Origin of the sequence: Variovorax sp. PDC80, assembly GCF_900115375.1 — a bacterium.
Taxonomy (GTDB): domain Bacteria; phylum Pseudomonadota; class Gammaproteobacteria; order Burkholderiales; family Burkholderiaceae_C; genus Variovorax.
Genome location: NZ_FOWG01000021.1, coordinates 77933 through 103224, shown reverse-complemented (window position 1 = coordinate 103224; position 25292 = coordinate 77933). Strand labels below are relative to the sequence as shown.

The window sequence follows — 25292 nt, the reverse complement described above, 5'->3', positions numbered from 1 at the left end:
TGCCGCGCGGCCTTGCTAAGAAAAACCCTTGAGAATCGCGCCATCGCCCAGCGCTACCGGCACGACCTCCATGGACAGCCTCGACCTGATCAGAACCTTTCGCGAAGTCGCGTCGCATGGCAGCTTCTCGCAGGCCGCCAAGCGGCTCGACATGTCCAAGGCCACGGTCAGCAAGTATGTCGCCGAACTCGAAACCCGCTTCGGCGTGCGCCTGCTCAACCGCTCCACGCGCTCGGTGAGCCTGACCGACGCCGGCCAGCTGCTGCTGGAGCGCAGCACGCCGGTGCTCGAGATGGTCGAGCTCACGCAGGCCGAGCTGCAGGAGCGCGCGAGCCAGCCCGGCGGCCGGCTGCGCATCTCGGCGCCGCACGGCATGGGCAACGGCGAGTTCCCGAACCTGCTGGCCGACTTCATGCGCTACTACCCCGACGTGCGCATCAGCCTGCAGCTGACCAACCGCACGGTCGATCTCGCCGAGGAAGGCATCGACGTCGACATCCGCAGCGGCCCGGTGGAGGACGCCAACCTGATCATGCGCAAGCTGCGGCTCATGAACATGGTGGTCTGCGCCTCGCCGGTCTACTGGAAGAAGCACGGCAAGCCCGAGCATCCGCGCGACCTGGCGGACCACGAGGCGCTCACCCATTCGCTGCTCGGCGCCCAGCCGGTCTGGCGCTTCGACGACGGCGGCGAGCCGCTCGATGTGCACGTCAAGAGCCGCATGGACTGCACCGAGGGCGCGCCGCTGATCCGGATCGCGATGCGCGGCTTCGGCGTGATCTACCTGCCCTCGATCCTGGTGCAGTCGCACATCGACCAAGGCGAGCTGGTGCCGGTGCTGCAGGACTATGCGCGCAAGGACATGTGGCTGTCGGCCGTCTACCTGCAGCGGCGCCACAACAGCGCCGCGCTGCGCGCGCTGCTCGACTTCCTCGAGACCCGCGTGGGCGACAAGCCCGGCCTCAAGAAATGAAAAAGCCCGGCGGCGCCGGGCTCCCATGCGAAGCGGATGCGCTCAGCCGATGTGCTGCGCGAAGAAGGCCAGCACGCGCTCGCGCGCCAGCTTGGCCGCATCGGCGTCGTACGAGCCGCGCTGGTCGCAGTTGAAGCCGTGGCCCACCGGGTACACGTGCACCTCGACCTCGGGATGGGCCTTCTTGAAGCTCTCGATGGTGTCGAGCGGAATCCAGTGGTCCTGGTTGCCGAAGTGGGCCTGCACCGGCACCTTGGGCTGGCGCGCGGTTTCCTCGGGCGAGGTCATGCCGCCACCGTAGTAGGGCGCAGCGGCCGCGAGGCCGGGCACCAGCGCGGCGGCGCGCCAGGTCAGCAGGCCGCCCCAGCAGTAGCCGACGATGCCGACCTTGCCGGCCTTGGCCGCATAGGCCACGGCGGCCTCGATGTCCTGCAGCACGCCGGGCGCGGGCAGCGCCTCGACGGCCGTCTTCAGGCCGAAGCCCGTCTTCATGTCGTCCTCGCTGTAGCCGAGCTCGACGCCGGGCTTCACGCGGTGGAAGGTCGCGGGTGCGACGGCCAGGTAACCGGCGGCCGCGTAGCCATCGGCCACCGAGCGGATGTGCGAGTTGACGCCGAAGATCTCCTGCACCACGACGACGGCGCCGCGCGGCGTGCCGGCGGGTTCGGCCACGTAGGCGGGAAAGCTGAAGCCGTCCTTGGCGGTGAGATCGATGAATTGACCCATGATGTGTTGCTCCTTTGATGGCAATGGGAAGGATGGAGGGAATGCGTGTCCGGTGCGTGTCGGCGGCGTTCAGCCCGCCGGCCCCGCGCGCAGCGCGCGTTCGACGAAATCGAGCCGATCCTGGCCCCAGAAGATCTCGCCGTCGATCACGTAGCTCGGCGCGCCGAAGACCTGGATGTCGATGGCTTCCTGCGTGTAGGCCTCGTACTGCTCCTGCACCGCCTGGCTCTGCGCCTGGTCGGCGCGCTTGGCCGGCAGGCCGCATTCGGCCACCAGCGCCTCGAGCACCTTGGGGTCGCCGATGTTGCGCTCCTGTGCCCACAGCGCGGCAAACACCGCCGCGCACATGCGCATCGCGGCCTCGGTGCCGTCGTTGAGGTCGACCGCGATGATCAGCCGCGCCGCGTCGTCGCCCGAGACCGGGAAGAACTTCGGCTTCGGATGCAGCGGAATGCCCAGGTGCTTCGAGAAACGCGCCAGCTCGACCAGCCGGTAGGCCTGCCGCTGCGGCGCGCGCTTGCCCAGCGGCAGCCCGCCCGAGACCGGAAAGATGCTGCCCATGTCCACCGGACGCACGCGCACCGTGGCGCCGGCCGCCGCCGCGATCGCGGCGAAGCGGGCATGGCCCAGGTAGGTCCAGGGGCTTTGGGGGGGGAAGTAGTAGTCGATGGTCTTGCTCATGAATTCACCTCCGCGCACGAAGCGCCGCCGGAACATCCCGGTACTGCGGGTAAGGCCCGCAACTTGCGAGCCACCCTCGGTGATGTAATCCGGACCGACGGTTTTAACTGACGCGCAGCTTTTGTGCAGGAGATCGGAATTGAACCAGCAGGTGCTCTTGGTCACGGGGGGCGGACGCGGCATCGGCGCCGCCACCGCCTTGCTGGCGGCGCGGCGCGGCTATGCCGTGGCGGTCAACTACGCGAGCAACTCGCTCGCGGCCGACGAAGTCGTGCGCGCGATCCGCACCGCGGGCGGCAAGGCGATCGCGGTGCAGGCCGACGTCGGCGACGAGGCGCAGGTGGTGGCCATGTTCGAGCAGGTCGATGCCAAGCTCGGCCGGCTCACGGCGCTGGTCAACAGCGCCGGCGTGGTCGACGTGCGCGCGCGCGTCGACGAGATGAGCGCGGCGCGGCTGGAACGCATGTTCCGCATCAACGTGGTCGGCAGCTTCGTCTGCGCGCGCGAGGCGGTGCGCCGCATGAGCACGCGCCACGGCGGCACGGGCGGCGTGATCGTCAATCTCTCGAGCGCCGCCTCGCGGCTGGGCTCGCCCGAGCAGTACGTGGACTACGCCGCGAGCAAGGGCGCGATCGACACCTTCACGCTCGGCCTGGCAAAGGAAGTGGCCGACGAGGGCATCCGCGTCAACGCGGTGCGCCCGGGCCTGATCGACACCGACATCCACGCCTCGGGCGGCATGCCCGAGCGCGCCGCGCAGCTCGCGCCCTCGGTGCCGATGAAGCGCACCGGCAGCGCCGAGGAGGTGGCGAACGCGATCGTGTGGCTGCTGTCCGACGAGGCCAGCTACACCACCATGGCCCTGCTCGACGTCTCGGGAGGACGCTGATGAGCACCTCGATGGACCTGATCAAGCCGCTGGTCACGCTGGTGGCGATCGTCAACCCGCTGGCCATCGTGCCCTTCTTCATCCACTACACGCAGGGTTATTCCGACGCGCAGCGCCGCCGCACGGTGCGCATGTCGGCCTTCAGCGCCTTCGTGGTGATCGCGGTCAGCGCGCTGATCGGGCTGCAGCTCTTGTCCTTCTTCGGCATCTCGATCGCGAGCTTCCAGGTCGGCGGCGGCCTGCTGCTGCTGATGAGCTCGCTGTCGATGCTCAACGCGCAGCCGGCCGAGAGCAAGACCAACGTCGAGGAGCTGCGCGCCACCGAGGTCAAGGCCTCGATGGGCGCCTCGATCGCGGTGGTGCCGCTGACCATCCCGCTGCTCACCGGCCCGGCCACCATCTCCACCGTGGTGATCTACGCCGACAAGGCCAAGCACCTGTGGGAGCTCGCGGTGCTCGTGGGCTACGGCGTGGTGGTGGCGCTGGCCACGGCCATCGCCTTCTCGCTCGCGCAGCCGATCGCGCGCGTGCTCGGCAAGACCGGCATCAACATCATGACCCGGCTCATGGGCCTGATCCTCGCGGCGCTGGCGGTCGAGGTGATGACCGACGGCCTGGGCAAGCTGTTCCCGATCCTCGCCAAGTAGCGCGACCGGGTGCGGGCCGGCTCAGCCCAGCATCTTCTCGATGATCTTCCAGTGCGCCGGCTCCACCGGCGTGATCGACAGCCGGTTGCCCTTGCGCAGGATCGTGAGCTCGGCCAGTTCGGGCTTCGCGCGCAGCTCGGGCAGCGCCAGCAGGCGCGTCTTGCGCAGCGCCTGCACGTCCACCAGCAGCCAGCGCGGATCGTCCTTTTTCGAGGCCGCGTCGTAGTAGGGCGACTTCGGGTCGAACTGCGTGGGGTCGGGCTTGATCGCCGAGGCCACGCGCGCGAGGCCGGCGATGCCGGGCTCGGGGCAGCTCGAGTGATAGAACAGAACGCCATCGCCGACCTTCATGCCGTCGCGCATGAAGTTGCGGGCCTGGTAGTTGCGCACGCCGGTCCACGCCACGGTGGCGTCGGGCGCGGCCAGCGCATCGTCGATCGAGACCTCGTCGGGCTCGGATTTCATCAGCCAGTACTGGGGCATGGCGTTCTCGCGAGGATGGGATGCCGCGCAATATAGCCGCCCACCCCGGCCCCCCGGCACCGGGGCCCGGCTTCAGGGCGCCACGTAGTCCGACACCACCACCCACTTGCCGTCCTTGATCTGCGACAGCCGCGACTGGTCGTTGCCCAGGCGCTTGGTGGCGGTGTAGGTGCTCTTCGGGCTGCCGAACATGTCGGGCTCGAAGGTGATGCTGTCCATGGCCTTGATGAAGCTGTCGGTCGTGAGGTTTGGGCCGGCCTTCTGCGCCGCCTTGATGAAGGAGTCGACGATCACGTAGCCGTAGACCGAGAACACGGTCGGGTCCTCGTTGAACTTGGTCTTGTACTTGTTGGCCCAGAAGCGCAGCGGCTGCGACTGCTCGTCGGTGTAGGGGTTCTGCACCGTCATGGTCGCGTAGATGCCGTCCATGGCCTTGCCGCCGAGCTTGTGGATCAGGTCGGTGTAGGCCGCGCTCGAGCCCAGGAAGGTCGGGTTGAAGCCGGTCTTGCGCGCCTCGCCCACGGTGCCGATGGTCTCGCGGATGATGGTGCCGAGCACCACCAGGTCGCAGTTGGCGGCCTTCATCTTCGCGACCTGCGAGCTGAAGTCGGTGGCGCCGCGCTTGAACGAGGTCTTCTCGGCCAGTTCCATGTTCACGGCCTTGAGGCCGGCCTCGGCGCCGCGCTGCACCTCGAGGCCGAACTCGTCGTCCTGGTAGATGGTGCAGACCTTCTTCGCGCCCTTGTCCTTCACCATCTTCGGCAGCGCCAGGCGGATCTGGTCGTAGTAGGTGGCGGCGAACGAGTACTTGAGGCGGTTGAGCGGCTCGTACATCTCGCGCGCCGCGGTGATCGGCATGTAGTTGACGACGTTCTTGTCGAACTGCACCGGCATCGCCGCCATGTTCTGCGCCGTGCCGATGTGGCCGGCCATGATGAAGATCTTCTCCTGGTTCACCAGCTTCTGCGCCGCCAGCACGGCCTTCTTCGGGTCGTAGCCCGAGTCCTCGACGTAGAGCTTGAGCTTGCGGCCGTTGACGTCGCCCTGCTCGTTGAGCTCGTCCACGCGCAGCTGCATGCCGTTGCGCGCCTGCTTGCCGAAGCCGGCGAGCGGCCCCGAGAGATCCTGGATCGTGCCGATGCGGATCTCGTCCTTGGTCACGCCCTGCTGCGCGGACGCGAGCGTCGCGGCCAGGCCCAGCACGGCCAGCATCGTCGGTGTCTTGAGCTTCATGCGCTTGTCTCCTCGGGTTGGCGAAAAAATCGGGTGGCGATCGGGACGTCTTTCGATGCGCTCAGCGGTACATGGCCTCGATGCGCGGCGCGTACTTGGTCTGCACCAGCTTGCGCTTGAGCTTCATGGTCGGCGTCAGCTCCTCGTCCTCGGCGCTCAGTTGCGTCTCGAGCAGGAAGAACTTCTTGATCTGCTCCACGCGCGCGAACTTCGCATTGACGCGGTCGATCTCGCCCTGGATCAGGTCGAGCACCTCCTGCGTGCGCGTGAGGCTTTCGTAGTTGCTGAACGGCACGTCGTTGTCCTGCGCGAATTTCTCGACGTTCTCCTGGTCGATCATCACGATCACCGTCAGGTAGGGCCTCTTGTCGCCGATCACCACCGCGTCGGTGACGTAGGGGCTGAACTTGAGTTCGTTCTCGAGTTCGCTCGGCGTGATGTTCTTGCCACCTGCCGTGATGATGATGTCCTTCATGCGGTCGGTGATGCGGAAATACCCTTCCGCGTCGACCGTGCCGACGTCGCCGGTGTGCAGCCAGCCTTCGGCGTCGAGTGTCTCGGCGGTCTTCTCGGGCAGGTTCAGGTAGCCCATGAAGACGTTCGGGCCGCGCACCAGGATCTCGCCGGTCTGCGGATCGAGGCGCACCTCGTTGTAGCCGGCCGCCGGGCCGATCGAGCCCGGCATGATGCGCGTGACCGGCACGCCGGTGGAGGCGCCGCACGACTCCGTCATGCCCCAGACCTCGAGCATCGGCACGCCCAGCGCGAGGTACCAGCGCACCAGCTCGGGCGAGATCGGCGCGGCGCCGGTCACGAGGAAGCGCGCGCGGTGGATGCCGATCAGCTTGCGCACGTTGTCGAGCGCGAGCCAGCGCGCCAGGCGGAACTTCAGGCGCAGCCCCGCGCCCACCGGCCGGCCTTCGAGCACCCGCTGCGCGATCTGCTGGCCCACGCCGATGCTCCAGCCGTAGGCCGCCTGCTGCAGCCGGCTGGCCTCCTTGAGCGCGATCATCACGCCCGAGTAGAACTTCTCCCACACGCGCGGCACGGCCGTGAACACCGTGGGCGCGATCTCGCGCACGTTCTCGGGCACGGTCTCGGGGTTCTCGACGAAGTTGAGGATCGAGCCGGTGTACATCGCGAAGTACTCGCCGCCCATGCGCTCGGCGATGTGGCACAGCGGCAGGAAGCACATGCGCTCGTCGCTCTCGTCCTGCGCCAGTAGCGTGTTGTAGCCGCGCATGGTGTAGACCAGCCCGCCGTGGCTGTGCATCGCGCCCTTGGGCTTGCCGGTGGTGCCCGAGGTGTAGACCAGGATCGCGAGGTCCTCGGCGCGGCAGGCGGCCACGCGCTGCTCGAGCGCCTGCGGATGCGCGGCCAGGTGCGCGCGCCCCAGGGCACGCAGTGCCTCCAGGCTCAGCACGTCGGGATCGTCGAGCTCGCGCAGGCCCTCCATGTCGAACACCACCACCTTGCGCAACAGCGGCAGCGCGGCGCGCACCTCGAGCGCCTTGTCGAGCTGCTCGTCGTCCTCGACGAACAGCACCGTGGTGCGCGAGTCCTCGCACAGGTAGCGCACCTGCGAGGCCGCGTCGGTCGGGTAGATGCCGTTGGAGACGCCGCCGCAGCTGAGCACCGCCACGTCGGCCAGCACCCATTCGATGACGGTGTTCGACAGCACCGAGGCGCACTCGCCGGCCGCGAAGCCCAGCGCCATCAGGCCGCCCGCGATCTCGCGCACCGCCTCGGCGGTCTGGCCCCAGGTCCAGCTGCGCCAGATGCCGAATTCCTTCTGCCGCATCCAGACCTTGTCGCGGCGCAACTCGACCGCTTTCCAGAACACGGCCGGGATGGTGTCGCCCGGCACCACCACCTCGGTGCGGGGCTGCAGGTGCGCCAGGTCCCAGAGGCCGGCCGGCGCGCGCAGTGCGAGGGTGCTGCTCATCGGTGCTACCTCCAGGTCTTCTTTTTCTTCCAGCGCCGCTCGCCGCGCACGCCCTCGTCCTTCACGCCGAGGTAGAACTCCTTGATGTCCTCCTTCTCGCGCAGCCGCTCGCAGCTGTCCTCCATCACGATGCGGCCGTTCTCGAGCACGTAGCCGTGGTCGGCCGCGTTGAGCGCCATGTTGGCGTTCTGCTCCACCAGCAGGATGGTGGTGCCGCGCTCGCGGTTGATGCGCACCACGATCTCGAAGATCTCCTTGGTGAGCTTGGGGCTCAGGCCCAGGCTGGGCTCGTCGAGCAGGATCAGCTGCGGCGCGGCCATGATGGCGCGCGAGATCGCCAGCATCTGCTGCTGGCCGCCCGAGAGCAGGCCGGCGTCCTGCGTGGCACGCTCGCGCAGGATCGGGAAGTAGCCGAACACGGTCTCGATGTCGCGCGCCACGCCGTCGCGGTCCTGGCGCGTGTAGGCCCCCATCAGCAGGTTGTCGCGCACCGACAGCAGCGGGAACACCTCGCGGCCCTCGGGCACGTGGCTCAAGCCCTGCTGCACGATGTGGGCCGGGTCCCTGGCCGTGATGTCGCGGCCCTGGAACTCGATGCTGCCCTTGCGCGGATCGATGATCCCCGAGATGGTCTTGAGGATGGTGGTCTTGCCGGCGCCGTTGGAACCCAGCACGGTCGCGATCTCGCCCTGCCGCACCTGGAGGCTCACGCCGCGGATGGCCTTGATCGGGCCGTAGGCGCTCTCGACGTTGAGCAACTGAAGAACCACGTCGCTCATGCTCGAACCCTCCGCAGGCTGCTCACGTCGTCGACCGTGCCGAGGTAGGCCTCCACCACGCGCGCATCGGCCTGCACCTCGCGCGGCGAGCCCGTGGCGAGCACCTCGCCCTGGTTCATCGCGAGCACGCGATCCGACACCTTCGACACCAGCGACATGTCGTGCTCGACCATCAGCACCGACACGCCGAGCTCGTGCTGGATGTCCTGGATCCAGAACGCCATGTCGGCCGTCTCCTCGACGTTGAGGCCCGACGAGGGTTCGTCGAGCAGCAGCAGCTTGGGTTCGGTGCACAGCGCGCGCGCCAGCTCCACCACCTTGCGCACGCCGTAGGGCAGGCCCGCCACCATCGCGTCGCGGTGGTGCTGCAGGTCGAGCAGTTCGATCACCTGCTCGACCTTCTCGCGCGCCTCGATCTCGGCGCGCCGCGTGGCCGGCGTGAAGAACAGCTCGCGCCAGAAGCCGCTGCGCCGGTGCGTGTGACGGCCGATCAGCAGGTTGTGCAGCACCGTCGCATGCTCGAACAGCTCGATGTTCTGGAAGGTGCGCGCGATGCCGAGCGCCGCGATCGCGTGCGGCGCCTGGCTGGTCAGCGCCACCGCGCCGCCGGCCTCGCCATGCCAGGTGATCTGGCCCGAGGTCGGCGTGTAGATGCGGCTGATCAGGTTGAACACCGTGGTCTTGCCCGCGCCGTTGGGACCGATCAGCGTGAACACCTCGCCGCGCCGCACGTCGAAGCTGACCTTGTTGACCGCGAGCACGCCGCCGAAGCGCACGCTCAGGTCCTGGGCCGAGAGAAGGATGTCGCCGCCGCTCATCTCAGGCGATCCGACTTGGTGAAGGACTTCTGCCGCTTGAACAGGCCCTTGCGGTAGAACGGAAACAGCTGCAGGTAGGTGCGCACCTTGAGCCAGCGCCCGTACAGGCCCAGCGGCTCGAACAGCACGAACACGATCAGCACCACCCCGTAGACGAAGCCCTGCAGGCCCGGCGCCTGGCCGATCACCGCGGGCAGCCAGTCCTTGCCCATCGAGATCAGCTGCGGCATCGCGATCAGGAAGATCGCGCCGAGGAAGGCGCCATGCACCGAACCCAGCCCGCCGATCACCACCATCAGCAGCAGGTCGATCGACTGCAGGATGTTGAACTGGTCGGGCGAGATGAAGCTCAGCTTGTGCGCGTAGAGCGCGCCGCCGAGCCCCGCGAGCGCGGCCGAGATCGCGAAGGACATCGTCTTGTAGCGCGCGAGGTGGATGCCCATGCTCTGCGCCGAGATCTCCGAATCGCGGATCGCCACGAAGGCGCGGCCGGTCGGCGAACGCAGCAGGTTCAGAATGCCCAGCGTGCTGAGCACCGCCACCACCAGGCACAGGAAGTAGAAGCCGTCGCCCGAGCCCAGCGACCAGCCGAAGAGTTGCGGCGACTTCACGTGCAGGCCCGCGTTGCCGCCGGTCACGCTCTCCCAGCGCGCGAACACCTCCTCGACGATGAAGCCGAACGAGAGCGTCGCGATGCCCAGGTAGATGCCCTTCACGCGCAACGCCGGCAACGCCACCACCACGCCCACGCCGGCCGACAGCGCCGCGGCCGCGACCAGCGCGAGCGGGAACGGCACGCCGAGGTTGGTCAGCACGCCCTGCGTGTAGGCACCGGTGCCGAGAAAGGCCGCGTGGCCGATCGAGAACTGGCCCGTGAAGCCCGCGAGCAGCATCAGGCCCAGGCCGACGATGCCGTAGATCAGCACGAAGGTCAGCTGCGCGAGCCAGTACTCGTCGATGACCCAGGGCGCGGCCAGCAGGAAGACGCACAAGAGGCCATACCAGAAGACCTGGCCGCCATGCTTGGCGAGTCGGATGTCCTGGTCGTAGGAAGTCTTGAAGATGTAGCGCATGTTCAGACTTTCTTGCGCAGCTTCTCGCCGAACAGGCCGTTGGGCTTGATCATCAGCATCAGCAGCACCACGATGTACGGCGCCGTGTCCTTGAAGCCGTCGGGCAGGTAGAAGCCCGCGAACGACTCGACGATGCCGATCACCAGTCCGCCGACGATCGCGCCCGGCAGGCTGCCGAAGCCGCCGACCACCGCCGCCGGAAAGGCCTTGAGCCCGATGAAGCCCATGTTGGCGTGCACGAAGGTGATCGGCGCGAGCAGCATGCCCGCGATGGCCGCGACCGCGGCCGCCAGCCCCCACACCAGCCCGTTGAGCCGCTTGACCGGAATGCCCATGTAGTAGGCCGCGAGCTGGTTCTGCGACGAGGCCTGCATCGCGATGCCGAGCTTGCTGTAGCGGAACATCGCGAACAGCAGGCCGCAGAGGATCGCGGTGGCGACGATGATCACGAGCTGCTCGAGGTTCACCACCAGCTCGCCGAGCTTCCAGATCCGGTCCTTGTAGGGCACGGCCAGCGCGTGGGTCTCGGTGCCGATGCCCGGCACCATGGTGACCAGGCCGCGCGCCACGTAGGCGATGCCGATGGTGAGCATCACGATCGAGAACTGCGGCTGGCCGAGGATCGGGCGGATCACCACCAGCTCGAGCAGCACGCCGAAGGCCGCCATGGCGGCGATGGCGAGCACGGCCGCGAGCCAGAACGGCATGCCGAACAGCGACATGCCCGCGAACGCGGCGAAGGCGCCGAGCATCATCAGGTCGCCCTGCGCGAAGCTCACCGTCTCGGTGGCCTTGTAGATCAGCACGAAGCCGAGCGCAATCAGGCCGTAGATGCAGCCTTGCGCGATGCCCGACAGCAGGAGCTGGAGGATCTGCACGACGGGAACCTCCTTGGCCTTACTGGCGCAGGTGACGGAAGGGAGACGTGAAGGGGCGGTAGGCCGCGCCGGCCGCGTCGTGCAGCGCGAGGCGCCGCGAGCCGGCCAGGATGTCGCTGGGCTTCAGCCCGTAGACCTGGCGGATCGAATGGCTGAAATGGGTGGAGTCGGGATAGCCGGCCTCGAGCGCGATGTCGGTCAGGGTGGCGGTCTGGCGCACGTAGCGCAGCAGACTGCGCGCGCGCTTCCAGGCGCGGAAGGCGCGAAACGCCATGCCGGTCTCCTGCTTGAACAGGTGCAGGAAGCGCGAGAACGAGAGGTGCACCGAGGCCGCGCATTCCTCGGCCGAGGTGGCGGCCGCAGGGTCGGCGTTGATCGTGTCGATGACCTTGCGGATGCGCGCATCGAGCGCGCGCGGCGCGAGCGGCGCGCCGAAGAACTGGCGGTCGAAGTCCAGGCCGTCGAAGCGCTGGCCGCGCGCCGAGGCGGCGAGCAGCTGGGCATGGCTCTCGCGCACGCGCTGCACGAAGGTCGGCGCCTGCACCGGGCCGCAGTGCTGCAGCCACGCGGGCATGCCCGCGGGGTCGACCGACTCGGATTCGATCAGCAGGTTGAGGATCAGCGGATGCGCGCTCTCGATCTCGTGCGGCACCTGCGGCGGCACCACCAGCAGCTCGCCGCTCTGCCAGGCACCGCCACCCACGCGCAGGCGATTGGGCGGCGCGCCCGCGGGCGAGACATAGACGCCATGGCCGCCCATGGTGCGCTCGGCGGCACGGCCCAGCAGGCCGGCGTAGAACACGCGCTGCGTGGTGAGCCACATCAGGCGTTCGCCCTGGCCGCGACCCTCGCGGGCACCGCCTTGCGTCGACGGCGCCATCCTCGTTCCCTGCATGGTGTCTGTCTCCTGCATTCGGGGGCCTGGACCAGGGCACGGGCCCTGGGTCGGCGTCGTTGTGGGGCTGATCGTAGCGGGGCACGCGCGCGGCGCGGGGCCCATTTGCGCGGGGACTTTCCCTAGGCCTGCGGCCGTGGCGCCGCGAACGCGCGACGCAACTCGGTGGCGCAAAGCGCGACCGCGGTGTTGGCCTCGTCGAGCACCTTGCCCATGGTCACGAAGCCATGGATCTGGCGCTCGAAGCAGACGTAGTTCGCGCTGTTGCCGGCCGCGGTCAGCGCCTCGGCATAGGCCAGTCCTTCGTCGCGCAGCGGGTCGTAGCCGGCCGTGAGCACCAGCGCCGGCGGCAGGCGCGAGAGGTCGTCATGCAGCAGCGGCGAAGCGCGCCAGTCGAGGTCGTGCTTCGCATCGGTGATGTAGTGGTCGTGGAAGTAGGTCATCGTGTCGCGCGTCAGCAGGTAGCCCTGGCCGTTGGCCTGGTGCGACGGATGGCCGCGGCGCATGTCGGTGGCCGGATAGATCAGCAGCTGGAACACGAGCGGCAGGTCGGCGCTGTCGCGCGCGGCGATCGCCACCACCGCCGCGAGGTTGCCGCCGGCGCTGTCGCCGCCCACCGCCATGCGGCTCGCATCCACGCCCAGCGCCGCGGCCTCGCGCCGCACCCAGCGCGTGGCGGCCAGCACGTCGTCGACCGCGGCCGGGAAGCGGTGCTCGGGCGCCATGCGGTAGTCGACCGCCACCACCGCGCAGCCGGCGCCGTTGGCCAGCTCGCGGCACAGCACGTCGTGGGTGTCGAGGTCACCGATGACCCAGCCGCCGCCGTGGTAGTACACCAGCACCGGCAGCGGGCCGGCGCCCGAGGCCAGCGGCCGGTAGACGCGCACCGGGATCGGGCCGTGCGGGCCGTCGGCCGCGAGGTCGCGCACCTCGGCCACTTCGGCCGGCAACGGCTGGGTGGCGGCGCGGCGCTCGCGGTAGAAGGCGCGCGCGTCGGCGGGCGACAGCGTGTGGGTCGGCGGGATGCCGCGCGCCTCGATGAAGTCGAGCAGCGCGCGGGCCTGGGGATGCAGCATGGTGTCTCCGGTGGATCGATCGATCGACCCAGTGTGGAGCGCGGCGCGCGCGGACGGAATCCGCATGCACCCGCATCCCTCCCGGGCCGGCGTCTTTCGTCAGCCCCGGCACCTTGCCTGCGCCTGCGCGGCGCGGCTTGCGAAAACTGGCTACCGCCGTCGGCCGAAGTGATCAGGCCTGGCGCGGCTTCACGCGCGAGGCGGCTTCCTTGGCGTTGGTGCGCGCAGTCTCCACGTCGGCGGCATGCGCCAGCGCCACGCCCATGCGGCGCTTGACGAAGCTCTCGGGCTTGCCGAACAGGCGCAGGTCCACGCCCGGCACCTGCAGCGCCTCGGCCACGCCGTCGAAGGCGATGCCCCGGGCATCGACGCCGCCGTAGATCACGGCGCTGGCGCCCGGGCTCTTGAGCGTGGTGTCCACCGGCAGGCCGAGGATTGCGCGCGCATGCAGCTCGAACTCGTTCTGCCATTGCGTGGCCATGGTGACCATGCCGGTGTCGTGCGGGCGCGGGCTGACCTCGCTGAACCAGACCTGGTCGCCCTTGACGAACAGCTCGACGCCGAACAGGCCCTGGCCGCCGAGGTCGGCCGTGACCGCCTCGGCGATCTGCTGCGCCTTCTGCAGCGCGGCCGGTGCCATCGGGTGCGGCTGCCAGCTCTCGACGTAGTCGCCGCTGACCTGCACATGGCCGATGGGCTCGCAGAACCGGGTGTGCACGGCGCCGCCGGCATCCTTGGCGCGCACGGTCAGCAGCGTGATCTCGTAGTCGAAGTCGATGAAGCCCTCGACGATCACGCGGCCATGGCTCACGCGGCCGCCGGCCATGGCGTAGTCCCAGGCCTTCTGCACATCGGCCGGGCCGTCGATCTTGCTCTGGCCCTTGCCCGAGCTGCTCATCACGGGCTTCACGATGCAGGGGTAGCCGATGCCGCCATCGATCGCGGCCTGCAGCTCGGCGAGCGAATCGCAGAACTTGTAGGGGCTGGTCGGCACGCCCAGGGTCTCGGCGGCCAGGCGGCGGATGCCTTCGCGGTCCATCGTGAGGCGGGCGGCGCGGGCCGTGGGGATCACGCGCACCGTGCCCGCGTCCTCGAGCTGCTGCAGCATCGGCGTGGCGATGGCCTCGATCTCGGGCACCACGAGCTGCGGCTTCTCGGCCTCGATCAGCGCCTGCAGCTGCGCGGGGTCGCTCATGACGATGGTGCGCGCATGGTGGGCCACCTGCTGGCCGGGCGCGTTCTCGTAGCGGTCGACGGCGATGGTCTCGACGCCCAGGCGCTGCAGGGCGATCAGCACCTCCTTGCCGAGTTCGCCGGAGCCGAGGAGCATCACGCGGGTTGCCGAGGGGGAGAGGGGGGTGCCGAGGGTGGTCATGGCGGCTTCTGTCGGTTCGGGAGGGAAGAAAAAGAGGGGAAAAGCGCGAGCGCGCACTGTAAGCCACCCGTGTCGCCCGCGGCAACGACGCTGGCACGGGGCTGATCCACAATGGACGGCACGGCGGCTGGCCCGCCTTCTCTTTTCTTCCCCTTTCGTTTTCTCAAGGAGCATTTCTCATGGCGATTCAGACCGTCGGCATCATCGGCGCCGGCACGATGGGCAACGGCATTGCGCAGGCCTGTGCGGTGGCGGGCGTCAAGGTGGTGATGATCGACGTCGCGCAGGCGGCGGTCGACAAGGGCCTGGCCACCGTCTCGGGCAGCCTCGACCGGCTGATCAAGAAGGAAAAGCTCACGGCCGAGCAGAAGGCCGCCGCGCTGGCGCTGATCCAGGGCTCGACCAATTACGACGACCTCAAGGGCGCGCAGCTCGTGATCGAGGCCGCGACCGAGAACCACGCGCTCAAGCTCAAGATCTTGAAGCAGGTCGACGAGCTCGTGGGGCCCGAGGTCATCATCGCCTCGAACACCTCGTCGATCTCGATCACGCAGCTGGCCGCCGCCACCTCGCGCGCCGACCGCTTCATCGGCATGCACTTCTTCAACCCGGTGCCGATGATGGCGCTGGTCGAGCTGATCCGCGGCTACCTCACGAGCGACGCCACCCACGACACGGTGAAGGAACTGGCCGAGCGCCTGGGCAAGTCGCCGATCACGGTGAAGAACGCGCCGGGCTTCGTGGTCAACCGCATCCTGGTGCCGATGATCAACGAGGCCTTCTTCGTGCTGTCCGAGGGCATCGCGACCGCCGAAGACATCGACGCCGGCATGAAGCTGGGCTGCAACCAGCCGATCGGCCCGCTGGCGCTGGCCGACATGATCGGCCTGGACGTCTGCCTCGCGGTGATGGAGGTCTACCTCGACCAGTTCGGCGACTCCAAGTACCGCCCCTGCCCGCTGCTGAAGGAAATGGTGGCCGCCGGCCAACTGGGCCGCAAGACCGGCCGCGGCGTCTACACCTACTGACGCGCCGAAGAACGAGGAGACAGGGAACGCCATGACCGCCACGCCCACCACCCCGCCCACCGAAGGCTGCATCGACACCCAGGTGCTCGACCACGTGCTGCTGATCGGCATCAACCGGCCCGCCAAGCGCAACGGCTGGACGCCGCCGATGTTCCGCCAGCTCGCCGAGGCCTACACGCGCCTGGACGACGACCCGAACCTGCGCGTGGGCGTGCTGCATGCCTTCGGCGACCACTTCACGGCCGGCCTCGACCTGCCCGCGGTGGCCGACTACATGAAGCGCGGCGAGAAGGCGATCCCGCAGGGCCTGGTGGAGCCGCACGACTTCGGCCTCGAGGGCTACCGCCGGCGCACCAAGCCGATGGTGGTGGCGGTCAAGGGCATCTGCTTCACGGTGGGCATCGAGCTGATGCTCGGCGCCGACATCGTGGTGGCGGCCGACAACTGCCGCTTCTCGCAGATGGAGGTGCAGCGCGGCATCATGGCCACGGGCGGCGCCACCTTGCGCATGGCCGAGCGCGCCGGCCTCGGCAACGCGATGCTGCACCTGCTGACGGCCGACGAGTTCGGCAGCGCCGAGGCCTATCGCCTGAACTTCGTGCAGAAGGTGGTGCCCGCGGGCCAGGAGCTCGACGAGGCGCTCGCGATCGCGCAGCGCATCGCCGCGCAGGCGCCGCTGGCGGTGGTGGCCACGCGCCTCAACGTGCTCAAGGCGATCGAGCAGGGCCCGCTGGCCGCGGTCGGCGAGTTCATCGAGACGCAGAAGCGGCTGTCGAACAGCGAGGACGCGGCCGAGGGCGTGCGCTCCTTCATCGAGCGCCGGCCCGCGCGCTTCAGCGGGCGCTGACGAACGCCCCGTCCCTCCCCTCTTCTTCCATCCTCACCATGACCCTGCGACTGCGCGCGGCCCTGGCCGCGCTGACCCTCTCCGCCGTGAACACCTCCCTCCACGCCCAGGCACCGGCCGCGCCCGCGGCCCTGCCCGATCCCGCGGCCACCTCCGTCGACGCGCTCGGCTGGATGCGCGGCTTTCCGCCGCCGCCCGACAAGCAGATCACCTTCGAGAACCCCGCCGGCAACGCCTTCCCGCGCAACCGCTGGACCTTCTCGCACGTGCGCGAGGTCGTGCCCACCTCCAACGTGTGGCGCGGCAGCGGCGCCGCGAGCCCGCTGCCGGCCGCCACGGGCGTGACGCCCGAGCAGATCGAGGGCATCCGCTTCAAGTCGCTGTCGGGCGAGGACAGCACGGTCGCCCAGATGATCGCCAACACCTACACCGACGGCATCCTGGTGCTGCACCGTGGCCAGGTGGTGTACGAGAAGTACTTCGGCGCGCTCACGCCCGAGCGGCCGCATCTCGCGATGTCGGTCACCAAGTCCTTCGTCGGCACGCTCGCGGCCATCCTCGCCGACGAGGGCAAGCTCGACCCCGCGGCGCCCGTCACAAAGTACGTGCCCGAGCTCAAGGACAGCGCCTACGGCGACGCCACCGTGCGCCAGGTGATGGACATGACCATCGGCGTGCGCTACTCCGAGAACTACGCCGATCCCAAGGCCGAGATCTGGGACTACTCGCGCGCCGGCGGTTTCATTCCGCGCGCGCCCGGCTACAGCGGCCCGAAGACCTTCTACGAGTTCCTCGCGCTGCAGAAGAAGGAAGGCGCGCACGACGAGGCCTTCGGCTACAAGACCATCAATGCCGAGGTGCTGGCCTGGATCCTGCGCCGCGCCAGCAACCAGTCGCTGGCCGAGCTGCTGAGCGAGAAGATCTGGCGCCGCATCGGCGCCGAGCAGGACGCCTACTTCATGGTCGACAGCATCGGCACCGAGTCGGGCGGCGGCGGCCTCAACACCACGCTGAGCGACCTCGCGCGCTTCGGCGAAACCCTGCGCAACGGCGGCCGCGCTCCCAACGGGCAGCAGGTGTTCTCGAAGGCGGTGGTGGACGACATCCGCCGCGGCGGCGACCCCGCCAAGTTCGCGAAGGCCGGCTACGGCCTGCTGCCGGGCTGGTCGTACCGCAACATGTGGTGGGTGTCGAACAACGCGCACGGCGCCTACATGGCGCGCGGCATCCATGGCCAGAGCATCTACGTGGACCCGGCGGCGCAGATGGTGATCGTGCGCTACGCGGCGCATCCGGTGGCGGCGAACGCGGGCAACGATCCGCTGACGCTGCCGGGCTTCGCCGCGGTGGCCGATGCGCTGATGAAGCGCCCCTGAATTTTCCTGCCCTCTCCCGCCGGGAGCGGGGCCCCGAAAACCCTGTCGCACGAAATACTTTGCACACAATTTAATTGAGTGCCATAATTTGCCCCATGCCCTCCCTCACGCAAGACGAACTCCTGAAGCTGGACAACCAGCTCTGCTTCGCCATGTACTCCGCCTCGCTGGCCATGACCCGCCTGTACAAGCCCCTGCTCGACAAGCTCGGTCTCACCTACCCGCAGTACCTGGTGATGCTCGCCCTGTGGGAAAAAGACGGCCCCATGGTCTCCGAACTCGGCGAGCGCGTCTCGCTCGACTCCGGCACGCTCACCCCGCTGCTCAAGCGCCTCGAGGCCAACGGCTTCGTGGCCCGCGTGCGCGACGTGGCCGACGAGCGCCGCGTGCACATCACGCTCACGGCCGCGGGCCGCCGCCTCAAGGCGCGCGCGGGCCACGTGCCTGAATGCCTGCTCGCGGCCTCCGAATGCTCGGTGCCCGAGCTCGTGGACCTCACCCACCAGATTCAAGCGCTGCGCGACCGCATCCGCAAGGCCGCCTGAGCAAGCAAGCCATTTCAATCACTACAACAGGTTTCTCCCGCCGCGTGCCATTCCGGACCACGACGGCTTTCTTCAACCACCGTTCCACTTCGACCAAGGAAACATCACCATGACCACCAAGCTCGACAAAGTGCTCTACACCGCCCAGGCCCACACCACGGGCGGCCGCGACGGCGCCGGCAAATCCAGCGACGGCGCGATCGACGTCCAGCTGAGCTCGCCCGGTTCGGGCAAGCCCGGCACCAACCCCGAACAGCTGTTCGCGGTCGGCTACGCCGCCTGCTTCATCGGCGCGATGAAGGCCGTGGGCCCGAAGATCGGCGTCAAGGTGCCGGACGACGTGGCGATCGACTCCAGCGTCTCCCTCGGCCCGACGAATGGCGGCGCCGCCTACGGCATCGCGGTCAAGCTCGCGATCACGCTGCCCGGCCTCGACGCCGAACAGAAGCAGAAGCTGGTCGACACGGCCCACCAGGTCTGCCCGTACTCGAACGCCACGCGCGGCAACATCGACGTCGAACTGACGATCGCCTGAGCCCCTCGCGCTCCACGACGAAGCCCCGCTCGCGGGGCTTTTTTGCGTGCGCGCTTGTCCCGCGTGCGACGCGCGCGGCACCGGCGCGATGGCGCCTTTCACGAAGCTTGGCTAATGTCACGTGGACGCACCCCTTGCCACCCCAGCGGCCGGAACGCCGCGCAGCCACGGAGCTTCGACACGCCATGAGCACCACCCTCAGCCTGCAGATCCGCAAGAGCCAACTGGGCGACACCCGCCTCGACGACAGCACCGACACGCCACTGGCCGACGGCCAGGTGCGCGTGCGCATCGACAGCTTCGCGCTGACCTCGAACAACATCACCTACGCCGCCTTCGGCGAGGCCATGAGCTACTGGCGCTTCTTCCCCACCGGCGACGAGGCCTGGGGCAACATCCCCGTATGGGGCTTCGCGAGCGTGGTGCAGTCGCTGCATCCGGGCGTGGCCGTGGGCGAGCGCCTCTACGGCTACTGGCCCATGGCCACGAGCGCGGTGCTGAGCCCGACGCGGCTGTCGCCCGAGCGCTTCGCCGACGGTGCCGCGCACCGCGCCGAGCTGCCGGTGGTCTACAACCAGTACTTCCGCTGCAATGCCGATCCGCTCTACACCGCCGACAGCGAGGACACGCAGGCGCTGCTGCGCCCGCTGTTCATCACCTCCTGGCTGATCGACGACTTCATGGCCGACAACGACTTCTTCGGCGCGCGCACCATGCTGCTGTCGAGCGCCTCGAGCAAGACGGCCTACGGCACCGCGTTCCAGCTGCACCAGCGCGAAGGGATCGAGGTGGTCGGCCTGACCTCGGCCGGCAACGTCGGCTACTGCGAGAGCCTGGGCTGCTACCACCGCGTGCTGCGCTACGACGCGCTCGACGAATTGCCGGCCGACACGCCTTGCGTCTACATCGACTTCGCGGGCAACGGCGCCCTGCGCGAGGCGATCCATGCGCGCTTCACCGGCCTGCGCTACAGCTGCGCGATCGGCGGCACGCACGTCGACGAACTGGCCTCCAAGGGCGCCACCCGCGAGCTCGCGGGCCCGCGCGCCACGCTGTTCTTCGCGCCCGCGCAGATCAAGAAGCGCACCGCCGAATGGAGTGCCGAGGAATTCAGCCGCCGCATGGTGGCGGCCTGGCAGGCCTTCACCGCGCGCGCGACCGATGCCGCCAGCCCCTGGCTGCGCGCCGAGCACCACCGCGGCGGCGCGGCCGCGCAGGCCGCCTATGCCCAGGTGCTGGCCGGCAAGGGCGACCCGCGCACCGGCCACATCCTGTCGCTGCACGCGCACCCCGGCGGCCTCTGAAAATCCCGCGGGGTGCGGGCGACGACAATCGCCGCATGATTCCCGATTCCCCCGCGGCGCCCGCCGGCCACCCTGCCCATCCCTACGAGAGCCTCACGCCCGACGTGGTGCTCGACGCGCTCGCGGGCCTTGGCCTGCACGGCGACGGCCGGCTCACCGGGCTCAACTCCTACGAGAACCGGGTCTACCAGGTGCACCTCGAGGACCCGCAGCCGCACCCGGCCGTGGTGGTCAAGTTCTACCGGCCCGGCCGCTGGAGCGAGGCCGAGATCCTCGAGGAACATGCCTTCTCGCTCGAACTCGCCGCGGCCGAGGTGCCGGCCGTGCCGCCGCTGGCCTTCGGCGGCGCCACCTTGCACCGCCATGCCGGCTTCGCCTTCAGCGTGAGCCCCTACCGCGGCGGCCGCGCGCCCGAGCTCGACGACTTCGAGGTGCTCGAATGGGTCGGGCGCTTTCTCGCGCGCATCCACACCGTGGGCGCCGCGCGCCCGTTCGAGGCACGGCCCGCGCTCGACCTGCAGAACTTCGGCACCGCCTCGCGCGACTGGTTGCTGGCGAACGACAAGCTGCCGCTCGACGTGCAGCGCGACTGGGAGAAGGCCTGCAACGAGGCGCTGGCGATGATCGCCGCGACCCCGCTTTCGAGCGCGGCGGCCACCGGCGACGGCCCGCGCAAGCTGCGCTTGCATGGCGACGTGCACCCCGGCAACATCCTCTGGACCCCGACCGACCGCCCCCACGGCGGCCCGCACTTCGTCGACCTCGACGACGCGCGCACCGGCTTCGCGGTGCAGGACCTGTGGATGCTGCTGTCGGGCGAGCGCGCCCAGCGCACCGCGCAGCTCTCGGGCCTGCTCGACGGCTACGAGCAGTTCCGCGAATTCGACCGCCGCGAGCTCGCGCTGATCGAACCGCTGCGCACGCTGCGCCTGATCCACTACAGCGCCTGGCTCGCGCGGCGCTGGGAAGACCCGATCTTCCCGATCAACTTCCCCTGGTTCGGCAGCAGCGACTACTGGAAGGGCCAGCTCCAGATGCTGCAGGACCAGTGCGAGGCGATGGCCGAGGACCCGATCTACGCCTGAACGGCCGGCGCCGACAGCCGGCGGATCTCCTCGCGCACGATCTCGCGGTGGTGGTGCGAGGGCGAGAGGCCGATGAACTGCGTGTACTTCTCGAGTGCGGCCGCCACGTTGCCGGCGTCCTCGAGGTCCAGCGCCTCGAGCATCAGCTGGGTGAACAGCCGGTTGGCGTCGGCCTCGCGGCGCGAGGCCACGAGCGTGCGCGGCTGCAGCTCGGGCTGCTCGGCATAGATCCGGCGCTGCACCTCGATCAGCTCGACCATCGCGCGGCCGATGCGGTGCACCTGCTCGGTGGCCGGCTCGAGGCCGCAGGCCCGCACGTCGGCCGCGGCCTGGTCGAGCAGGTGCGAGGCCACGCGCAGCAGCCGGTTCAGCGACTTGAGGCTCATGGCAGCACCGCCCCGGCCGTGCCCGCGGGCCCGGCCTTGCACGCGCGCGCCGCCATCAGGACGCCAGCTCCGCGCCGTCGAGCTGCCGCTTGAGCGCGAGCTGCGTCTCGCGCTCGGCGATCGCGAGGCGCTTGGCCGCCTGCTCGCCATGGGTCTTCACCGAGAAGGCCTTGCTGACGGTGCCGCGCCCGGCGATGAAGGTGATCGCCATCCAGTAGCCCGGATGGTCGGGCCGCGGCGACTTGAACTGCACACCGCTGGTGCCGCTCGAGTTGTTGCGGCGCACGATCTCCGCGCGCGAAAGCCGCGGCGTGCGCGCGCGCGGCGCGGCATCGGTCTCGCGGCGGATCGCCTCCTCGGCCGGGTGCACGTGCGCCAGGCCGGTCATCTGCGCGAGCTGGCGCGCGCGCTCGGCCAGCGCCGCCGCATGGGCCGCGCGGTCGGCGCCGTCGACCGAGAAATAGGTCTGCAGGATCTGGTCCTCGGCGATGTAGGTCTTGGCGAGCCAGGCACGCACGCGGCCGTCGGGCGCGACGCGGCTGTAGACGCCGGGCGCACCGGTGCTGTTGTTGGCGCGCGGCTGCTCGGCGCGCGCGCGGCGCGCGATCGGCGGGTGCTGCCGCACGATGGCGTCGCGCCAGTCCTGCGCATGCAGCAGCGCCTGTTCGGCGCCGCCGTAGCTCGCCCGGCCGAACTGCCGGTAGTGGCGGGTTCCGTTGCGCATGACGGAGACCTCGTAGCCCCAGGGCCGGGTGAAGATGCCGTACATGGCGGCGGAATTGGGGATACCTTTGGGCATGCTGGCGTCGACACGGCCGTGTCGTTGATCTGAACCCCCTGGCGACACCCCTTTTGCATGCTCTTGAAGGCCCGGGCCACGGCGAGGTTGACGGGAATACTAAAGCCTTCGCAAGGCCTTGGGCATCACCGGTTCCGGTAGCCCGGCGCGGTGCGGGGTCGATGCCCCGCATGGTCACGGCCCTGCCACGAAGACGGTGCACAACGGCGTGCGCGTTCAGCGCTTCGCGCTCTCGCGCAGGCTCTTCGCGAGCCCGTCGAGCAGCCGCTGCACCAGCATGTTCGGCGGCCCCGCGCGCCACACGCCGTAGGCCTCCGACGGCGTGACCTCGCGGTCGAGCGGGCGGAACACCGCGCCGCTGAGCGCCGAGTGCCGCATCGCCTGCGGCACCAGCGCCACGCCCATGCCCTGCGACACCAGCGAGACCACCGCGAGCCAGTGCCGCACCTCGTGCCGCACCTCGGGATGGAAACCCGCGTCGGCGCAGATCGAGAGGATGCGCTCGTGGTAGTCGGGCGAGGCCTCCCGCGAGAACAGCACGAAGGGCTCGCCGCGCAGCTCGGCCGGCGCGAGCGCGCGCCGCCGCGCCAGCGCGTGGCCCGCGGGCAGGCAGCAGACGAAGGGCTCGGTCAGCAGCAGCCGGTGCTGCAGCTCGGGCGGCATGCGCGCGGTGTGGACGAAGCCGAGGTCGAGCCGGTCGTGCATCAGCTCGGTGATCTGCACGCCCGAGTTGAGTTCGGCCAGCGTGATGCGCACCGCCGGATGCTTGGCCTGGAACGCGCGCAGCGCCTGCGGCAGGCCGCGGTAGAGCATCGCGCCGACGAAACCGATGCGCAGCCGCCCGGCCGAGCCTTGCGCGATGTCGCGCGCCTCGAGCGCGGCCTCCTCGGCCTGCTGCAGCAGCCGGCGCGCCGACACGCGCAGCGCGTCGCCCGCGGGCGTGAGCCGCACCTCCTTGCTGTTGCGCTCGAACAGGCGCGCGCCCACCGTGTCCTCGAGCTGGCGGATCGCCACCGACAGCGGCGGCTGCGAGATCGAGAGCCGGCGCGCAGCGCGCCCGAAGTGCAGCTCTTCGGCGAGCACGGAGAAATAGCGCAGGTGACGCAGTTCCATGAATAGGCAAATCGAATCGAGCAAGACCCAAACGATATTAGACACGGATCGTCACGGCTTGAACAATGGCGCGAATCCAGGAGACAAGCCATGCCCGAGACGCCCGCCGCGCCCGCCGTTCACCCCATTCCCGACCGCCACGGCCAGAACCTCTACAGCGTCGACACCGAGCTGCAATCGCTGCTCGCGCTCTACCTGCCCGAGGACCTGCTGCGCCATCTACGGCCGCAGCTCGAGCGCCTCGGCGGCCTCGCGGGCGGCACGCTCGACGAACTGGCCGCCACCGCCGACCGCAACCCGCCCACCCTGAAGCAGCGCACGCGCACCGGGCTCGACGAGCAGCAGGTGATCAAGCATCCGGCCTACGTCGAGATGGAGCGCCTCGCGCTCAGCGAATTCGGCCTGGCCGCGATCTCGCACCGCGACGAGACACTGGGCTGGAAAGGCCGCATGCCGCCGCTCGTGAAATACGCGCTGACCTACCTGTTCGTGCAGGCCGAGTTCGGCCTGTGCTGCCCGGTCTCGATGACCGATTCGCTCACGCGCACGCTCAAGAAATTCGGCGCGCCCGAGCTGGTACGGAAGTACCTGCCGCGCCTGACCTCGCTCGACTTCGACGAACTCGCGCAGGGCGCGATGTTCATGACCGAGCAGGCCGCGGGCTCCGACATCGCCGCCACCGCCACGCTGGCGCGGCGCGAGGCCGACGGCAGCTGGCGCCTCACGGGCGACAAGTGGTTCTGCTCGAACCCCGACGCCGACTTCGCGATGGTGCTCGCGCGCGCCGAGGACGGCGTGGCCGGCATGAAGGGCGTGTCGCTGTTCCTGCTGCCGCGCCGGCTCGACGACGGCCGCCTCAACCACTACCGGATCATCCGGCTCAAGGACAAGCTCGGAACGCGCTCGATGGCCAGCGGCGAGATCCGGCTCGAGGGCGCGCTCGCCTTCCTGGTCGGCGAGGAGGGCCGCGGCTTCGTGCAGATGGCCGACATGGTCAACAACTCGCGGCTGTCGAACGGCGTGCGTGCCGCCGGCCTGATGCGCCGCGCGGTGGCCGAGGCCGAGTACATCGCGGCCGAGCGCCAGGCCTTCGGCCGCACGCTCGACCAGATGCCGCTGATGCAGCGCCAGCTCGACAAGCTGCGCGTGCCCGCCGAGCAGGCACGCACCATGGTCTGCCAGACCGCGCTGGCGCTGGCGCGTTCCGATGCCGGCGAAGCCGATGCCTACGCGCTGCTGCGCATCCTCACGCCGCTCATCAAGTTCCGCGCCTGCCGCGATGCGCGCAAGGTCACGGGCGATGCGATGGAGGTGCGCGGCGGTTGCGGCTACATCGAGGAATGGAGCGATCCGCGGCTGGTGCGCGATGCCCACCTGGGCTCGATCTGGGAGGGCACCAGCAACATCGTCGCGCTCGACGTGATCCGCGCCGTCAAGCGCGAGGGCTCGCTGCCGGTGCTGCGCGCCCATTGCGAAAAGCTGATCGCCGAAGCCGAACCGGCCCCGGCCTTCGCCCAGGCGCTGCGCGATGCGCTGGCGCGCGCCGCCGCGCTGGCCGAGACGGCCGCGCGCGAAGGCGGCGACGTGCTCGCGCGCCAGGCCGCCTCGGCGCTCTACCACTGCACCAGCGCGAGCGCGATGGCCTGGGAAGCCGCGCGCACCGGCTCGGCCGCGCGGCTGCGCTGGTCGCAGCTCGCGCTGCTGCACCGCGTGCTGCCGCGCGATCCGCTCGCGCCCGATGCGCTGCCCGCGGACTGGACCGCGGCCTGAGCCCTTCCCCCCGGACACCCGAACAAAGAACGG

At 69.5% G+C, this 25292-nt stretch carries 26 protein-coding genes; 11 read left to right on the top strand and 15 right to left on the bottom strand.

What is annotated here, in order from left to right; all coding sequences use genetic code 11:
• Positions 1–70: 70 nt before the first annotated feature.
• On the top strand, positions 71–973 hold the full coding sequence (locus BM109_RS38715; RefSeq protein ID WP_093355315.1) for a LysR family transcriptional regulator: 903 nt from the start codon (positions 71–73) through the stop codon (positions 971–973).
• Positions 974–1015: 42 nt separating this feature from the next.
• Here BM109_RS38715 and BM109_RS38710 read toward each other — a convergent pair whose 3' ends face one another.
• Together BM109_RS38710 and BM109_RS38705 are read right to left on the bottom strand one after the other, a co-directional pair.
• A complete protein-coding gene (locus tag BM109_RS38710; protein WP_093355312.1) occupies positions 1016–1699 on the bottom strand; it encodes a dienelactone hydrolase family protein in 684 nt (227 codons plus the stop codon).
• A gap of 69 nt (positions 1700–1768) precedes the next feature.
• A complete protein-coding gene (locus tag BM109_RS38705; protein ID WP_093355309.1) occupies positions 1769–2380 on the bottom strand; it encodes a 2-hydroxychromene-2-carboxylate isomerase in 612 nt (203 codons plus the stop codon).
• Between the two features lie 139 nt (positions 2381–2519).
• Here BM109_RS38705 and BM109_RS38700 point away from each other — a divergent pair, with 139 nt between their 5' ends.
• Positions 2520–3269: an SDR family oxidoreductase gene (locus BM109_RS38700; RefSeq protein ID WP_093355307.1), complete on the top strand. Its 750-nt coding sequence runs from the start codon at positions 2520–2522 to the stop codon at positions 3267–3269.
• Positions 3269–3916 (top strand): MarC family protein, encoded by a 648-nt coding sequence (locus BM109_RS38695; protein WP_093355304.1) that lies wholly within the window; start codon positions 3269–3271, stop codon positions 3914–3916. Before BM109_RS38700 ends, BM109_RS38695 begins: the two co-directional genes overlap by 1 nt.
• A 21-nt stretch (positions 3917–3937) precedes the next feature.
• Here the strand turns inward: BM109_RS38695 and BM109_RS38690 are convergent, their stop codons facing one another.
• The 10 genes from BM109_RS38690 to purT all read right to left on the bottom strand — a co-directional run bounded on the left by BM109_RS38690 (position 3938) and on the right by purT (position 14471).
• A complete protein-coding gene (locus BM109_RS38690) occupies positions 3938–4399 on the bottom strand; it encodes an EVE domain-containing protein (RefSeq protein WP_093355302.1) in 462 nt (153 codons plus the stop codon).
• 72 nt (positions 4400–4471) lie between these two features.
• On the bottom strand, positions 4472–5632 hold the full coding sequence (locus BM109_RS38685) for an ABC transporter substrate-binding protein (protein WP_093355299.1): 1161 nt from the start codon (positions 5630–5632) through the stop codon (positions 4472–4474).
• Positions 5633–5693: 61 nt separating this feature from the next.
• The gene (locus tag BM109_RS38680) at positions 5694–7577 is read right to left on the bottom strand and encodes an AMP-dependent synthetase/ligase (RefSeq protein ID WP_093355297.1); all 1884 of its coding nucleotides are present in this window, start codon (positions 7575–7577) and stop codon (positions 5694–5696) included.
• A 5-nt stretch (positions 7578–7582) separates the two neighbouring features.
• On the bottom strand, positions 7583–8356 hold the full coding sequence (locus BM109_RS38675; protein WP_093355294.1) for an ABC transporter ATP-binding protein: 774 nt from the start codon (positions 8354–8356) through the stop codon (positions 7583–7585).
• A complete protein-coding gene (locus tag BM109_RS38670) occupies positions 8353–9174 on the bottom strand; it encodes an ABC transporter ATP-binding protein (RefSeq protein WP_093355292.1) in 822 nt (273 codons plus the stop codon). Before BM109_RS38670 ends, BM109_RS38675 begins: the two co-directional genes overlap by 4 nt.
• Positions 9171–10247 carry a branched-chain amino acid ABC transporter permease gene (locus BM109_RS38665; protein WP_093355289.1) on the bottom strand — a complete coding sequence of 359 codons (1077 nt, stop codon included), beginning with the start codon at positions 10245–10247 and terminating at the stop codon, positions 9171–9173. The genes BM109_RS38670 and BM109_RS38665 overlap by 4 nt, the downstream gene beginning before the upstream one ends.
• A 2-nt stretch (positions 10248–10249) precedes the next feature.
• A complete protein-coding gene (locus BM109_RS38660) occupies positions 10250–11125 on the bottom strand; it encodes a branched-chain amino acid ABC transporter permease (RefSeq protein ID WP_057595118.1) in 876 nt (291 codons plus the stop codon).
• Between the two features lie 19 nt (positions 11126–11144).
• Complete coding sequence (locus BM109_RS38655; RefSeq protein WP_177239580.1) at positions 11145–12020, bottom strand: helix-turn-helix domain-containing protein; 876 nt, start codon at positions 12018–12020, stop codon at positions 11145–11147.
• 122 nt (positions 12021–12142) lie between these two features.
• Positions 12143–13096, bottom strand: a complete 954-nt coding sequence (locus tag BM109_RS38650; RefSeq protein ID WP_093355284.1) for an alpha/beta hydrolase — start codon at positions 13094–13096, stop codon at positions 12143–12145.
• Between the two features lie 172 nt (positions 13097–13268).
• On the bottom strand, positions 13269–14471 hold the full coding sequence (gene purT / locus BM109_RS38645; protein ID WP_093355282.1) for a formate-dependent phosphoribosylglycinamide formyltransferase: 1203 nt from the start codon (positions 14469–14471) through the stop codon (positions 13269–13271).
• Positions 14472–14650: 179 nt separating this feature from the next.
• Between purT and BM109_RS38640 the strand changes: the two genes are divergently transcribed.
• The 7 genes from BM109_RS38640 to BM109_RS38610 all read left to right on the top strand — a co-directional run bounded on the left by BM109_RS38640 (position 14651) and on the right by BM109_RS38610 (position 21191).
• Positions 14651–15499: a 3-hydroxybutyryl-CoA dehydrogenase gene (locus BM109_RS38640; protein ID WP_093355279.1), complete on the top strand. Its 849-nt coding sequence runs from the start codon at positions 14651–14653 to the stop codon at positions 15497–15499.
• A gap of 31 nt (positions 15500–15530) precedes the next feature.
• Positions 15531–16346, top strand: a complete 816-nt coding sequence (locus BM109_RS38635; RefSeq protein WP_093355276.1) for a crotonase/enoyl-CoA hydratase family protein — start codon at positions 15531–15533, stop codon at positions 16344–16346.
• A 38-nt stretch (positions 16347–16384) separates the two neighbouring features.
• Entirely contained in the window at positions 16385–17722 is a 1338-nt protein-coding gene (locus tag BM109_RS38630; RefSeq protein ID WP_093355274.1) for a serine hydrolase domain-containing protein, read from the top strand.
• A gap of 95 nt (positions 17723–17817) precedes the next feature.
• Entirely contained in the window at positions 17818–18267 is a 450-nt protein-coding gene (locus BM109_RS38625) for a MarR family winged helix-turn-helix transcriptional regulator (protein ID WP_057595125.1), read from the top strand.
• Positions 18268–18376: 109 nt separating this feature from the next.
• On the top strand, positions 18377–18802 hold the full coding sequence (locus BM109_RS38620; protein WP_057595126.1) for an organic hydroperoxide resistance protein: 426 nt from the start codon (positions 18377–18379) through the stop codon (positions 18800–18802).
• 185 nt (positions 18803–18987) lie between these two features.
• Positions 18988–20106, top strand: coding sequence for a DUF2855 family protein (locus BM109_RS38615; RefSeq protein WP_093355271.1), 1119 nt, complete (start codon positions 18988–18990; stop codon positions 20104–20106).
• Between the two features lie 35 nt (positions 20107–20141).
• Positions 20142–21191, top strand: coding sequence for a serine/threonine protein kinase (locus BM109_RS38610; protein WP_177239579.1), 1050 nt, complete (start codon positions 20142–20144; stop codon positions 21189–21191).
• Here the strand turns inward: BM109_RS38610 and BM109_RS38605 are convergent.
• The 3 genes from BM109_RS38605 to BM109_RS38595 form a co-directional block, all read right to left on the bottom strand.
• Positions 21182–21577: a hypothetical protein gene (locus BM109_RS38605; RefSeq protein WP_093355269.1), complete on the bottom strand. Its 396-nt coding sequence runs from the start codon at positions 21575–21577 to the stop codon at positions 21182–21184. The genes BM109_RS38610 and BM109_RS38605 overlap by 10 nt on opposite strands.
• Positions 21578–21632: 55 nt before the next feature.
• Positions 21633–22376, bottom strand: coding sequence for an AP2 domain-containing protein (locus BM109_RS38600; protein ID WP_256223065.1), 744 nt, complete (start codon positions 22374–22376; stop codon positions 21633–21635).
• Between the two features lie 216 nt (positions 22377–22592).
• Positions 22593–23489, bottom strand: a complete 897-nt coding sequence (locus BM109_RS38595; protein WP_093355264.1) for a LysR family transcriptional regulator — start codon at positions 23487–23489, stop codon at positions 22593–22595.
• A 90-nt stretch (positions 23490–23579) separates the two neighbouring features.
• Here BM109_RS38595 and BM109_RS38590 point away from each other — a divergent pair, with 90 nt between their 5' ends.
• Positions 23580–25259 (top strand): acyl-CoA dehydrogenase family protein, encoded by a 1680-nt coding sequence (locus tag BM109_RS38590; RefSeq protein WP_093355261.1) that lies wholly within the window; start codon positions 23580–23582, stop codon positions 25257–25259.
• The last annotated feature ends 33 nt before the right edge of the window (positions 25260–25292 follow it).